The following is a 13980-nucleotide window of genomic DNA, read 5'->3' as shown; positions in this document are numbered from 1 at the left end:
AGGCAAGTTGTCAAGCCCCTCCGATGACCTCCGGCTCGCCGAAATGGAGCCGGAGCAGGAATACGTGGCCATGTTGTACGGCCGGCTCGACGACCTCCGTGAACAGACGTCGAAACGACTCGCACAATCGTTGCGACAAACTGGCGGCACACACCAGATGCGGTCAGAGCGCGACACCTCGGTCGCGATGTACACAGATCAATTGGCTCAGTACAGCGCGGTGGAGAACGGACTGGCGTTCGGCCGGCTCGATTTCCACAACGAAGACCGCTTCTACATCGGCCGAATCGGTCTGTTCGACGAGGACAAGGAATACGAGCCGCTGCTGATGGACTGGCGCGCTCCCGCCGCCAGGCCGTTCTACCTCGCGACCGCCGCCTCCCCCGACGGGGTGCGCCGCCGCCGGCACCTGCGCACCCGCTCGCGCAAGGTCATCGGCCTCGACGACGAGGTGCTCGACATCAACTCGGTCGAGCCGTCCCGCAACGAGGGCCTGACCGGCGAGGCGACCCTGCTCGCGGCGCTGAACGAGTCGCGCACCGGCCAGATGAGCGACATCGTCGCGACGATCCAGGCCGAGCAGGACATCATCATCCGCTCGGAGCTCAACGGCGTCGTCGTCGTGCAGGGCGGCCCGGGCACCGGCAAGACCGCCGTGGCCCTGCACCGCGCCGCATACCTCTTGTATACACACCGTCGACAGCTGGCAAAACGCGGCGTTCTCGTGGTCGGCCCGAACACGACGTTCCTGCGCTACATCAGCCAGGTCCTCCCGTCCCTGGGCGAGACCGGCGTCCTGCTGTCCACCGTCGGCGAGCTGTATCCCGGCCTCACGGCCGTCGGCCGCGAGTCGGCGGAGGCAGCGGCGGTGAAGGGCCGCATCCAGATGGCCGACGTGATCGCCGCCGCCGTGCGCGACCGCCAGGAGGCCCCGGCGTTCGTCGACATCCGCTTCGACAACGACACCCTGCGCCTCGACCGCCGCGCGATCTCCGACGCCCGAGGCCGAGCCCGCCGCACCCGCCGCGCGCACAACGAGGCCCGCCGCACGTTCGCCCGCGAGATCATCTCCACCCTGGCGTCGATGGTGTCGTCGCGTCTCGGTGGCCATCTCCTCGACAAGGCGGACATGGACGACATCCGCCGCGAGCTCCGCGAGTCCTCAGAGGTCCAAGCCGCCATTTCTTCGCTGTGGCCGGTCCTCACCCCGTTCTCGCTGCTCTCCGAGCTCTACGCGAACCCGAAGCGCCGCAACCGCGCGATGTCCAAGTTCACGCGCGAGGAACGCGACCTGCTGCAGCGCGTTGGTGACGACTGGACCCCGGCCGACGTCCCGCTGCTGGACGAGGCCGCCGAACTGCTCGGCGAGGACGACACCGAGGCCAAGGCCCGAGCCGAACGCCAGCGCCGCCAGGCGATCGAGTACGCCCAGGGCGTCCTCGACATCCTCGACCTGGAAGACGACGCCGACCCGGACATCCTGATGGCCACGGACCTGATGGACGCCTACCGCCTGGCCGAACGCCACGGCGTCGACCGCTACGAAACCGCGGCCGAACGCGCCGCCGCCGACCGCACCTGGACCTTCGGCCACATCATCGTGGACGAGGCCCAGGAACTCTCGGCCATGGCCTGGCGAACCCTGATGCGCCGCTGCCCGTCGAAGTCCATGACGGTGGTCGGCGACATCGCCCAGACCGGCGACATCGGCGGCGCCACCTCCTGGGACACCGTGCTGTCCCCGTACGTGCAGAACCGCTGGCGTCTCACGGAGTTGTCGGTGAACTACCGCACCCCGGCCGAGATCATGGAAGTCGCCGCCGACGTCCTCGCCTCGGTGGACTCAGCCCTGGTGCCACCGACCTCCGTCCGCGAAACCGGTGTGCCGCCCTGGGTTTCCGCCGTCCCGTCGATCGAGTCGTCGATCCCTTCGCTGATCTCGGACGAGATCGCCGCGGTGGGCGACGGCAAGGTGGCCGTGATCGTCCCCGGCGCTCTGTTGCAGTCCGTCGGCTCCGCACTCGTCGCGGCGGTGCCGGGCTCGTCCATGGGCAACGACCTGGAAGACGCCCAGGTCGTGGTGCTCGGGGTGACCGACGCGAAGGGCCTGGAGTTCGACTCGGTCGTCGTTGTCGATCCGGTTGGAATCCTTGAGGAATCCCCTCGTGGCGCGTCGGATCTGTACGTCGCGCTGACCCGTGCCACGCAACGGCTCGGCGTCGTCCACACCGGCGCGCTGCCCGATGTGCTATCCCGTCTGAAAGACGTTTCGTAGCGAACGGGAGACCCGGATGGCGAGCATCGAGTCAGCTGTCATCCGGGTCGTCGCCACCGTGAGCGAACAGCTCGCTCCCCGGATGACGAGTCAGGCGGAGATTCGGCAGGCGGGAACCGCGGCGACCGAGGCGCTCCTGCGGGAACTTCGCCGCCGTGACGCGGAAGCGCTGGAGCACTACCTCGACTCGCCGGACTTCGCCACCGTCGTCGCCCAGCACCGCGTCGGCAACACCGGAGGCAAGGCCGCGAAAGACCAGCTGTACCAAGGGCTTCGGCTGGCCGGGCTGTCCGACGGGCTGCTGACCCGGACAGCCGAGGTGGTGCACGACGTGATGGTCGCGGCCTGCCAGGAGGTGGCTCCGCAGTTCGGCCGGACCATCGCCAAGGTCAACGGGAGTGACCTCTACGCCGCTGCCGCGAGCAACAGCCGCCTGCTCAAAGGACTCAAGTCCGCCACCCGCATCCACACGTTCGCCACCCGCCTGCGCGACCAGGTCGTCGCACTGCACAGCAGGATCCGGCTTCCGCACGCCGGCGTCAGCAGGTCCGTGCGCTACGACCAGCTCTACGTGCGGCCCACCCTCAGCTCCCCCGACGTCACGCTCGGCGCTCCCGGTGTGCGCGTCCTGATATTGGGCGATCCCGGTGCCGGAAAGTCGACTCTGGCGGCGAAGTTCGCTCACGACATCGCGGTCGACGGAACGGGCCGCGTGCCGTTCCTGCTGGTGCTGCGGGAGTTCGCCACCTCGTTCGACGAGGGCGGCCACGATCTCCTGCACTACCTGGAAAAGCTGTGTCAGGCCCCGTACAACCTCAAGCCTCCGCGGGACGGCGTCGAGTACCTGCTGCGGACCGGGCGCGCGGTGGTCGTCCTCGACGGCCTGGACGAGCTGGTGCAGACCGAGTTACGTCGACGGGTCGTGTCGCTCGTGGAGGGGTTCGCGCACCTGTATCCCCTGGTGCCGCTCCTCGTCACGGCGAGGAAGATCGGTTACGAGGACGCGCCGCTCAGCGACGACCTGTTCGTCAAGCGGCTCATCGCGGAGTTCGACCAGCACCAGACCGATCAGTACGTCCGGCAGTGGTTCAGGTTGGACGAGGCCACCTCTCCCGCCGAGTACGAGCAGCTGACGCGGTCGTTCATGGAGGACAGCGAGCAGATCCCGGAGCTGCGCAGCAACCCGTTGCTGCTGACTCTGTTGTGCGCCATGTACTCCAGCGACCGGTACCTGCCCCGCAACCTCGCCCAGGCCTACGAGCGGTGTGCGCTGATGCTGTTCGAGCAGTGGGACTCCAGGCGCGGGATCCCGTTGCCGCTCAAGTTCCACGGCCGGTTGCGCGGCGCGGTGCAGCACCTCGCCTGGACCATGTTCACCGCCGCCGAGTCCGGCAAAGCCGAAGGGCGCGGCAGGATCGTGCGGATCCTCACCACGTACCTCGAAGGCAAGCTCGACGACCACGACGAGGCGTCCGCGACCGCACTGGAGTTCCTCGACTTCTGCACCGGCCGGGCGTGGATCCTCACCGATGTCGGCGCGACCGCGACCGAGCCCCGGTTCGGCTTCACCCACCGGACGTTCCTCGAGTACTTCGCGGCCGAGCACCTCGTGCGCACCCATCGGACAGCGGATCAGCTGTGGGCCGCGATGCACCGGGACATCTCCCAGTGGGACGTCGTCGCGCAGATCGTGTTGCAGCTCTACGACCGCAACGTCGAAGGAGGTGCGGACGAGCTGCTCAGCGAGGCGATCCGCGACGGAGGCCTGGGCTTCGCCGCGCGATCACTGCACCATGTCGACCCCGCCACGCGCACGGTCCGCGCGATCGCCCGCGCCGCCGTGGACTGGTCGGTCTTCCAGCCGATCACGACCCGCCTCGACACGACCCGGGGCATCAGCGACAGTCCCGTTCTCGACTGCCTCTTCGGTTCCTCGGCGGCGAACCGGCGTGCCGTCGAGCAGGAGGTCGAGGGCCGGCTGAGCGAGCTGGTCGACCGCGGCGAGGTCGGGGCGGCACTGGTGCTGGGCACCCTGCTGGTGCCGGCCGCCGACCGGGAGACCCGGTGGCCGGCGATCGCGAAGGACCTGACCGAGCGGCACCACGACCAGCTCACCGAGCTGTGGAAGGACTCGCCTTGGGCGGGCAGTCCGTTCGCGATGGAGACACCAGGGATCCTGGCCGAGGTGGTGCGCCGGTCCGGGGTGCGTCCCCTGTACGCGGACTGTCTCGTCTCCAACGCGAGGTACAACAGCGTTGTCGTAACGGTCGGTGCCGAGGTGCCGGACGCGGACCTCGTGGCGACCGCGATGATCGAGACACCCCAGCCCTGGTTCGAGCACGACGAGCTCACCCTGCGGTGGATCGACGAGTACGACGATCCACGTGGAGCTCTCGGCATGATGATGACACTGCCGGTGCTCGAACGGCTGGAGCGCAGGACTCTGCCACCCGCCTGGCTCGCGTGGAAAGGACTCACAGCCGAGGTGCGCGAGTTCCTGGAACTGTGGGAGCAGGGCGAGATCACCCTGATAGCGCCACGCCCGCAGCGGCCGCGCTGACGCCGAGGGCGACGCTGACCAGAACGTTGAGCAGAGCTGGGCGGTACTTGCCCGCCTCCAGCAGCTTCACCGTCTCGTAGCTGAACGTCGAGTACGTCGTCAGCCCGCCGCAGAAACCCGTTCCCAGCAACGGCATCCAGTCCGTGCCGACGACGAGCCCGATGAGGAAGCAGCCCACGACGTTGACCGTCAAAGTGCCCCAAGGGAAATCGGACTCGTGCTTCGACTGCACGAACCGGTCGATCAGGTACCGACAAGGCGCACCCAAAGCCGCACCGAGGAACACCGCGAGAACCGTCATCGCGTCACCCGCAGCCCGAGAAACGCTGCCAGCACAGCGAAAACCGGAGTGGCCAGCAGCGCCCACGACCAAGACGCGGCGTACGACGAGAAAGTCGTGAACCCGCCCAGAATCCCAACACCGAAGAAGGCGCGCACCAGCGGACGAGGCACCAACCCCATCAGAACGCCGATGAGGAACGACCCCAGCACGTTGATGACGAACAGCCCCCATGCGCCTGGCACCGCCAACGACAGCCCGTAGCGCGCGACGCCCCCAAGACCGCCACCTAGCGACACCAAGCCGACGAACGGCAGGTGAAGCTCAGTGCGTTGGGCCGGGACGTGCAGGTCGACGTCCGGGTCGACCGGCTCAGGTGGGTTCGGCAAGGTGCTCAACCAGGTGGTCGAGGGCCTTCAGGGCGCGCACGACGTCCTCGCGCTCGGAAGGCTCCAGCTTCGACAGGGCGGAGCCGATTCTCTTCTCGTGTTCGCGCTGCCAGACGAGCAGCTGTTCGTGTCCACGGGGTGAGACGGATAGTCGTGCTACCCGCCTGTCCTTGGGGTCTCCGCCGCGCACGACGAGGCCCGAGTCGATCAGCTGGGACACCAGGCCGGAGACGGTGTTGGGGGCTAGTCGCAACGCCGAGGCGAGATCGCCGACCTTCATCGGCGGGCGTTCTGCGAGGGTCTGCAGGAGCTCTACCTGCGCCATCGGCAGGGATTCCCAGGGCCAGTCCGCCCGGATGCTCGTCCGCAGCGCCCGGCGCAGGCGAGTGACGACGTCGGTGAGCGTGCGGGCTTCGTCTGACATGCGGAAATGATACTGAACGAACGCTAATAGCTCTGGGTCAGATATAATCTGGGTACGATGAACTGGTTCGTCACGGAGTCCCCCAGGCCGGCGTGGGTCACGCGCCGGTCGTATGCGCCGTGGCTGGTCATCGCGACGGTGTGCTTCGGGGCGTTCATGGGGCAGTTGGACGCCTCGATCGTCACGCTCGCGTTCCCCGCGATGAGCCGGCATTTCAACGCCGATCCCGAGTGGATCTCGCTCAGCTACCTGATCACGCTCGTGGCGCTGCTCGTCCCAATGGGCAGGATCGCGGACCGGCTGGGGCGCAAGATCGTCTACATCTACGGCTTCGCGGTGTTCACGGGCGCGTCCATCGCGTGTGTGTACGCGCCTGGTTTCGACTCGCTCATCGCTGCCCGCGTGGCGCAGGCGGTGGGGGCGGCGATGTTGCAGGCCAACAGCGTCGCGCTGGTCACCTGCGCGGTCGCGCCTGAGCAACGGCGCAAGGCGCTCGGCATTCAGGCCGCGGCGCAGGCGACGGGGCTCGCGGCGGGGCCGTTGCTCGGTGGGTATCTGACAGAGCAGTACGGGTGGCAGTCGGTGTTCGCGATCAACGTTCCCATCGGGATCGTCGCGATGGTCGCGGGCCACTACCTGCTGCCCCGCACGAAGACCAAGCCGGAGAAGGCAAAGCCGAACTGGAAGGTTCTCCCCGGGCTCGTAGGTGTGCTGCTCACGTACGCCGCGTTGTTCGCGCCGATGACGTTGCTGCCGTTCACCATGCAACAGCCGTTGGCACATATAGGACTCACGACGGCCGCATTGCCGCTCGGGTTCGCGATCGCCGCGACGACACTGCACAAACCGGGCATCAGGACAGGGGCGCTGATCACCGCGACCGCGCTGATCATGCCTGTGCCGCAAGTACTTCAGCTCGCGATCGCGGGGATCGGGCTCGGGATCATCGCACCGGCCTGCACGAAACGGGTCATGGGCGCGTTGCCCGAGGCTTCGGCGGGTGTCGGGAGCGGACTGGTCAACGTCGCACGAGGACTCGGGACGGCACTGGGCGTGGCTGCAGCGACCATGCTGATTCACACTTTTCAGTGACAGCAGCGGGTTCTGCTAGGCCAAAAGGGCTCCACCCCTGCCGCACGCGTGTCGCGTCTCAGTAGCCTGGGCGCATGTCTGAACGGGTGAGCTGGGTTCCTGAAGGCGTCGACACGGGGAAGCCGAGTGCTGCTCGCCTCTACGACTACCTGCTCGGCGGCGGGCACAACTTCGCCGCGGACCGGGCGTTGGCGGAGAAGTTCCTGCAGGCGCAGCCGAACGCGCGCACGATCGCGCGGCTGAACAGGGCGTTCCTGCGCCGGGCCGTGCTGTTCATGATGGACAACGGGATCCGGCAGTTCCTCGACCTCGGCAGCGGTATCCCGACGGTCGGCAACGTGCACGAGATCGCCCAAAAAGCCGACCCCGAGGCCCACGTCGTGTACGTGGACTTCGAGGAGGTCGCGGTCGCGCACAGCCAGCTCATCCTGGAGGAGGACCCGCGCGCGACGATCATCCAGGAGGACATGACCAAGCCCGTCGCGGTGCTCAAAGCCGCTGAGGAGAGCGGTCTCCTGGACTTCACGCAGCCCATCGGCGTGCTGACCGTGGGCGTCTTCCACTTCGTGCCGCCGGAGGCCGACCCGCGCGCGATCGTGGCCGCGTACCGCGACGCCGTGCCCGCGGGCAGCTACCTCGCCTTCTCGCAGTTCACCCAGGACCTGCAGCCCGAGGAGATGGCCGGGATCGTCGAGGTCATGAAGAAGAGCCAGAACCCGATGTTCCCTCGCACGAAAACCGAGATCGAAGGGTTCTTCGGCGGGTTCGAGCTCGTCGAGCCCGGCATCGTGCCGACGCCGCTGTGGCGACCCGAGGGCGCGAACACCGACGATCCGGACAAGGCAGGCATCTACTCCGCTGTAGGCCGTAAGGTCTAGCCGCGTTGCTGATGTTGGCCAGGGGGCACCAAGTCCGTACGCTCTGTACACAGAATGGAACTTCCGGAGCTCGCCGCCCGCTGGATGAACGCGTTGACCGCGACCGCGTACATCCCGCTGTCCCACGCCGAGATCGAGCAGGCTCTGCTCGACGCGCTGGAGGAGCTCCCGGAGTCACCTGAATCGGTAGCAAATCGATTGGTGTCACTCCACGCAACCGGCCCGGACTCGTTGCGTGCCACGATCGAAGTGCTCTGGCCCTCGTTCGCGTTGTCCTTGCTGGCCCGGTTGAGCTCCGCGTACGCACAGGCCATGCGGATGGACGCGTTCGACCAGCAGGAGCAGATCAAGGTCGCGATCGTCCGGGCCAAACAGCGGGTCGAACGCACGCTGATGGTCAGCCAGGCGCGGTTCCAGGAGGTCTTCGACTCCGCCGCGCTGGGCATCGTGATCACCGACCTCGACGGCCGGTGCGTCCAGGCGAACGACGCGCTCGCCGAGATCGTCGGGCTGCGGACCGGTGAGGACCTGAAGGACCGCGACCTCACCGACTTCTACCACCCCGACGACGTGGCGGCGCTGGGCGCTTCGTACCGGAAGGTGCGCGAGGGCCACCTCGACCGGTTCCGCGACCAGCGCAAACTGATCCGCGCGGACGGCGAGCCGGTGTGGGTGTACCTCGCGGTGTCGTTGCTGCGCGACGCGGACGGCAAGCCGACGCACCACGTCACCATGGTCGAGGACATCAGCGAGCTGCACCTGTTGCAGCGCAGCCTCGACCACCAGCTGCTGCACGACTCGCTCACCGGCCTGTCGAACCGCCAGCACTTCGTCACGCAGGTCGAACGACGCGTCACGGACGCCCCGATCACGTTGTACCACTTGGGTTTGGACGCGTTCTCGGTCGTCAACAACGGCCTGGGCCACGACACGGGCGACAAGCTGCTCAAGATCGTCGCGTCGCGGCTCGGCAAGCTGGCCGGTGAGAAGAAGTCCGTGCTGGCCCGGATCGGCGGCGACGAGTTCGCGCTGATGACGTTCTCCGACAACGTCACCGCGACCATCGAGGAGATCCAGGAGGCGCTCGCCGAACCGACCTTCGTGGACGATCACGGCATCGCGGTGTCGGCCAGCATCGGCGTGGTGGACCGGCCTCCGGCGTTCGCGACGGCCAACGAGCTGATGCGGTGTGCCAATGCCGCGCTGCGCCAGGCGAAAGCGCGCGGCAAGCGCCAGTGGGCGTTGCACGACCCGCACGACGACGCCCGCCGCCGCGGCAAGTACGCGCTGGCCGCGTCGATGCCGGGCGCGTGGGAGCACGGCGAGCTGGAGATCGTCTACTCGCCGGTGCACGACCTGGAGACGCGCGAGGTGCTCGGCGCCGTCGCCCGCCTGCACTGGGACGACCTGAGCCACAACGACACCATGGCGCTGGCGGACTCGACGGGCCTGTCGCTGCCGATCGGCAGGTGGTTGCTGCGCGAGGCGTGCGCTCAAGCCGCGAGATGGGTCGAGGAGTTCGGCGACAGGGCGCCCACGCTGCACATCGCGTTGGGCGCTTTGCAGTCGCGCGACGAGGATCTGGTCGCGGACGTGAAGCGGGCGTTGGACGAGACCGGCCTGCCACCCGAACGGCTGCGGATCGCCCTCGACATCTCCTCGGTGCTCGCCGGCGACGACAACGCCGTGGTGCTGCACGACAGCGGCATCGTGACGGCGCTGGACGGCTTCCACGGCGGGCACGACGAACTGGCCGTGCTGACCGAGATCGAGGTCCGCGCGGTGATCACCCGCGCACCCGCGCCGAGCCCGGATTCCCCGCTGCACCAGGCGATGCGCGACCTCATCGCCACCGTGCACAGCTTCGGCGTGCGGTTCGGCGTCGACGAGGTGCACACCCTCGAGGACGCCGGCCACTGGCGTTCGATCGGCGCGGACGCCGTGATCGGCCTCCTGCCGTCTCTGTCCGCGAACGAGGTCACGAACCTGCTCAGAGCTGCTTCACCGCCGCCAGAAGCTTCGTGAGCGAGTCCTTGGCATCCCCGAACAACAGCGTCGTCTTGGGGTTGTAGAGCAGCTCGTTGTCCACGCCCGCGAAGCCCGGCCGCATCGACCGCTTCATGAACACCACGGACTTCGCGCGGTCGACGTCGAAGATCGGCATGCCGTAGATCGGGCTGGACGGCTCGTCGCGCGCCCCCGGATTCACCACGTCGTTCGCCCCGACCACGACCGCGACGTCGACCGACGTGATGCCGGGGTTGACGTCGTCGAGCTCCTTGAGCTGCTCGTACGGCACGTCCGCCTCGGCCAGCAGCACGTTCATGTGCCCCGGCATCCGGCCCGCGACGGGATGAATCCCGTACGACACAGTCACTCCGCGCTTCTCCAACTGCGCCACGAGCTCCCGCACCGCGTGCTGCGCCTGCGCGACGGCCAGCCCGTAACCGGGCACGACGACGACGTTGTTCGCGTACCCCAACAGAATCGCGACGTCCTCGACTGTGCCCGACTTGACCGACCGCTGCTCCTCACCCTGCGCCGTGATGGCGGGGGCCTTGAACGCGCCGAACAGGATGTTCGCCAGCGAGCGTCCCATCGCCTGCGCCATCAAGCGGGTCAGGATGGTGCCGGACGCACCGACGAGCGTGCCCGCGACGATCAGCAGCGTGTTCGCCAGCACGTAGCCGGACGCCGCCACCGCGAGACCCGTGAACGCGTTCAGCAACGAGATCGCGATCGGCACGTCCGCGCCACCCACCGGCAGCACGAACAGCACACCGAGCGCGAGCCCGACCGCCGCCAGCAACCACAGCAGGAAGCCGTTCGGCGTCGCGATCGTCAAGGCGCACAAGGCAACCGACGACACACCGGCCGCGATCGCGAGCTGTTGCCCCGCCGGCAGCAGCACCGGCCGAGTGGTCATCAGCTCCTGCAGCTTCAGGAACGTGACCACCGAACCGGAGAAGCTGACCGAGCCGATCAGCACCGTGAGCACGCTGGCGAGCAGGAACAGGAAGCCCGGATCGCGGACCGCGAAGAACTCGGCGAGGGCGACGAGTGCTGCGGCGGCGCCACCGACTCCGTTGAACAGGGCCACCATCTGCGGGATGGCGGTCATCTTCACGTTCCGGGCGGCCGGAATGCCGACGATGATGCCGAGTGCGACCGCGATGAGGATCCACAGTCCGTTGTGGACGGCGCCGTGCAGGTACGCGGTGACGACGGCGATGAGCATGCCGAACGCGCCGATGAAGTTGCCGTAGCGCGCGTATTTGGGCGAGCTCAGGCCTTTCAGCGCCAGGATGAAGCACAGCGCCGCGACGAGGTACATCAGCTGGACTGTCACTTCTTGAACATCTCCAACATCCGGTCCGTCACCACGAAACCGCCGACCACGTTGACAGTGGCCAGGAAGACCGCCAGCAGCCCCAGCACGAGCTCCAGCGTGCTCTCGGCCGACCCCGTGATCAGGATCGCGCCGACCAGGATCACGCCGTGGATGGCGTTCGCACCGGACATCAACGGCGTGTGCAGGATCGTGGACACCTTCGAGACCACCTCGAAGCCCACGAACACGGCCAGCACGAAGATCGTCAGCAGGTCGATCACGGCAGCTCCTTGCGGATTCGGCCGTCGTGGGTGATGCAGCAGCCGTCGAGCACCTCGTCCGCGAGGTCCGGCCGCACGCCGCCGTCCACGATCATCAGCTTGAGCAGGTTCAGCACGTTGCGCGAGTAGAGGCGGCTCGCGTGCACGGGCATCGACGACGGCAGGTTCAGCGCGCCGTGCACGAGCACCTCGCCGACCCAGGTCTCCTGTCCTGCAACGGATCCCGCGTAGTTGCCGCCGGACTCCGCTGCCAGGTCGACGACGACGCTGCCCGGCGCCATCGCCTTGAGCATGTCGGTGGTGACCAGCACGGGCGCCTTGCGGCCGGGGATCGCGGCCGTCGTGATCACGACGTCGGACTGAGCGACGTGGTCACCGATGAGTTCTCGTTGGCGTTCCAGGAACTCCTCGGACTGCACCGACGCGTAGACGCCGGACTGCGTCTCCAGGTCGAGCTCCAGGAACTTGGCGCCGAGGCTGCGCACCTCCTCGCCCGCGGCCTTGCGCACGTCGTAGGCCTCGACGACCGCGCCGAGGCGTCGTGCGGTCGCGATGGCCTGCAGGCCCGCGACTCCCGCGCCCAGGACGAGGACCTTGGCCGGCGGCACGGTGCCGGCGGCCGTGGTGAACATGGGCAGGAAGCGCGGTAGTCGTTCGGCGGCGACCAGGACCGCCCGGTAGCCCGCGACGAGTGCCTGCGAGGACAGGGCGTCCGCGCTCTGGGCACGCGTCACCCGTGGCAGCAGGTCGAAGCTGAACGACGTGACGCGACGGTCTCGGTAGACCTCCAGCAGCTCACGTTCCAGAGCGGGCTGCAGGAAGCTGATCGTGATGGCGCCGGGTTTGAGCAACGCGGCCTGGTCGGTGGTCAGCGGCTGCACGGACACAACGACGTCGCACGACGCCGTCGGATCCTCGGGCGTCACCGTCGCCCCGGCCGCGCGGTAGGCGGCGTCGAGGGCGTGGGCGTGACGCCCGGCGCCTTCCTGTACGTGCACGGTCAATCCGGCGTCGACCAACGGCGACACCGTTTCCGGTACGCAGGCGACACGGCGCTCGGCGGGCCGCGACTCTGCGGGTGTTCCCACTTTCACCGTACGCACGTTACGCGATCAAAGGTGACCCGGGCCACATCACAGTTGCCACAATCAACGCGACCGGCTGGTGGCGCGATACGCGCCATCGCCCGATCGTGTCGAACATCTGTTCGGCAAGGTCGTTGGCATGGCGGATTCGGTGAACGTGGCCCGGTACACCTACCGGCTGCGCTTGTCGTCGTCCGCTCATCGCGCGTTGCTGGTGGAGTGGGATCGCTGCCGGTGGGTGTGGAACCAGTGTGTCGCGCAGTCGCGTGAGACCTCTCGGCACAACCGTGCGAATCCTGGCGACCCGCGCACGTGCGGTCCGGCGCAGTTGGACAAACTGCTGACGAGCTGGCGCGCCAGGTATGAGTGGTTGCGGGCCGGGTCATCGGTGGCGCAGCAGCAGGTTGTCCGGGACTTCGGTGTGGCGCGTACCAAGGCGCTCAAGGATGTGCGGGAGCGGGTACCGCAGCCACGGCGTGCCGGGATGCCGCGGTTCAGGAAGCGGTCGCTGGCCGAGCCGACACTCAACTACACCCGGTGCGGGTTCCGGTTGCGTGACGGCGTGCTGCGGCTGGCGGGCGGGATCGTGGTGCGGCCTGTGTGGTCGCGGGAGTTGCCCGCCGTGCCGTCGTCGGTGCGCGTCTACCTCGACAGCCTCGGCCACTGGTACTGCTCCTTCGTCGTCCAGACGCAAGTCCAGACCCTGCCCGTGACCGGCCGGGTGATCGGCATCGACTGGGGTGTCAAGGAACTCGCCACCACCACCAGCGACGCGCACGACCTGCCGCACCCTGAGCACGGCAAGACTGCCGCGAAGGGCCTGGCGCGATATCAGCGGATGATGGCCCGTCGCCGACCGGCCAAAGGCCGGCCCGGTTCGAAGGGCTACCGGAAAGCCAGGCGGCAGGCGGCGAGGATCCAGAAGAAGGTCGCCCGGCAGCGGCAGGACACCGCCCGCAAGTGGGCCAAGCGGGTTGTGCGCGACCATGACGTGCTCGCGGTGGAAGACTTCAGGCCGAAGTTCCTGGCCAAATCCACGATGGCCCGCAAAGCCGCGGACGCCGCGATTGGCGCCACCAAGCGTGAGCTGATCGCGATGGCCCGCAAACATGGCCGTGACCTGCGGCTGGTCGACCCGAGACACACGACGATGGACTGCGCTGCCTGCGGTGCGAGAACCAAGCACGCGTTGCCGCTGTCCGAACGCGTCTACACCTGCACGCCGTGCGGAGCGGTGTCCTCCAGGGACAAGAACTCCGCGGCGGTGATGCTGGTCCGGGCAGGTTTGAACCCGGCCGGTGACGACGGCACAAGACCTGCTCGTCCGCCGGACGAGCAGGCAGCCTGAGCCGAAGATCCCACCGCCCGTGCAGGGCAGGGAGCAT

General features: G+C 68.0%; 12 protein-coding genes. 6 read left to right on the top strand and 6 right to left on the bottom strand.

The genetic code is table 11. From position 1 onward, the window contains the following. Positions 1-7: 7 nt before the first annotated feature. Both AB0M24_RS31480 and AB0M24_RS31475 read left to right on the top strand, forming a co-directional pair. Entirely contained in the window at positions 8-2275 is a 2268-nt protein-coding gene (locus AB0M24_RS31480; protein ID WP_363776023.1) for an AAA family ATPase, read from the top strand. Between the two features lie 16 nt (positions 2276-2291). Continuing rightward, on the top strand, positions 2292-4835 hold the full coding sequence (locus AB0M24_RS31475) for an NACHT domain-containing protein (RefSeq protein WP_363776020.1): 2544 nt from the start codon (positions 2292-2294) through the stop codon (positions 4833-4835). Here the strand turns inward: AB0M24_RS31475 and crcB are convergent. The 3 genes from crcB to AB0M24_RS31460 are packed head-to-tail and all read right to left on the bottom strand — an operon-like array spanning position 4798 to position 5928. Continuing rightward, positions 4798-5136: a fluoride efflux transporter CrcB gene (crcB, locus tag AB0M24_RS31470; RefSeq protein ID WP_363776017.1), complete on the bottom strand. Its 339-nt coding sequence runs from the start codon at positions 5134-5136 to the stop codon at positions 4798-4800. The two genes, AB0M24_RS31475 and crcB, sit on opposite strands and share 38 nt — an antisense overlap. Continuing rightward, positions 5133-5504: a CrcB family protein gene (locus AB0M24_RS31465; RefSeq protein WP_363776014.1), complete on the bottom strand. Its 372-nt coding sequence runs from the start codon at positions 5502-5504 to the stop codon at positions 5133-5135. Before AB0M24_RS31465 ends, crcB begins: the two co-directional genes overlap by 4 nt. Beyond that, positions 5488-5928 (bottom strand): MarR family transcriptional regulator, encoded by a 441-nt coding sequence (locus AB0M24_RS31460; protein ID WP_363776011.1) that lies wholly within the window; start codon positions 5926-5928, stop codon positions 5488-5490. Before AB0M24_RS31460 ends, AB0M24_RS31465 begins: the two co-directional genes overlap by 17 nt. Positions 5929-5985: 57 nt before the next feature. Between AB0M24_RS31460 and AB0M24_RS31455 the strand changes: the two genes are divergently transcribed. The 3 genes from AB0M24_RS31455 (at position 5986) to AB0M24_RS31445 (ending at position 9923) form a co-directional block, all read left to right on the top strand. Continuing rightward, positions 5986-7020 carry an MFS transporter gene (locus AB0M24_RS31455; protein ID WP_363776008.1) on the top strand — a complete coding sequence of 345 codons (1035 nt, stop codon included), beginning with the start codon at positions 5986-5988 and terminating at the stop codon, positions 7018-7020. 74 nt (positions 7021-7094) lie between these two features. Beyond that, positions 7095-7898 (top strand): SAM-dependent methyltransferase, encoded by an 804-nt coding sequence (locus AB0M24_RS31450; protein WP_363776005.1) that lies wholly within the window; start codon positions 7095-7097, stop codon positions 7896-7898. 54 nt (positions 7899-7952) lie between these two features. Further along, positions 7953-9923, top strand: coding sequence for a diguanylate cyclase (locus tag AB0M24_RS31445; RefSeq protein ID WP_363776002.1), 1971 nt, complete (start codon positions 7953-7955; stop codon positions 9921-9923). On the opposite strand, the gene AB0M24_RS31440 is transcribed toward AB0M24_RS31445, so the two are convergent. From AB0M24_RS31440 to AB0M24_RS31430, 3 genes are read right to left on the bottom strand one after another with little or no spacing between them, the layout of a single operon-like run. Continuing rightward, positions 9889-11232, bottom strand: a complete 1344-nt coding sequence (locus AB0M24_RS31440; RefSeq protein WP_363776078.1) for an NAD(P)(+) transhydrogenase (Re/Si-specific) subunit beta — start codon at positions 11230-11232, stop codon at positions 9889-9891. The two genes, AB0M24_RS31445 and AB0M24_RS31440, sit on opposite strands and share 35 nt — an antisense overlap. An 11-nt stretch (positions 11233-11243) precedes the next feature. Then, complete coding sequence (locus tag AB0M24_RS31435) at positions 11244-11510, bottom strand: NAD(P) transhydrogenase subunit alpha (RefSeq protein ID WP_198680616.1); 267 nt, start codon at positions 11508-11510, stop codon at positions 11244-11246. After that, on the bottom strand, positions 11507-12604 hold the full coding sequence (locus tag AB0M24_RS31430; protein ID WP_363775998.1) for an NAD(P) transhydrogenase subunit alpha: 1098 nt from the start codon (positions 12602-12604) through the stop codon (positions 11507-11509). Before AB0M24_RS31430 ends, AB0M24_RS31435 begins: the two co-directional genes overlap by 4 nt. 130 nt (positions 12605-12734) lie before the next feature. On the opposite strand from AB0M24_RS31430, the gene AB0M24_RS31425 reads away from it, so the two are divergent. After that, positions 12735-13943, top strand: coding sequence for a transposase (locus tag AB0M24_RS31425; protein WP_363775995.1), 1209 nt, complete (start codon positions 12735-12737; stop codon positions 13941-13943). Positions 13944-13980: the final 37 nt, after the last annotated feature.

Origin of the sequence: Lentzea sp. NPDC051838 (assembly GCF_040681245.1) — a bacterium.
Lineage (GTDB): Bacteria > Actinomycetota > Actinomycetes > Mycobacteriales > Pseudonocardiaceae > Lentzea.
This window is presented reverse-complemented; position numbering and strand designations above follow the sequence as displayed.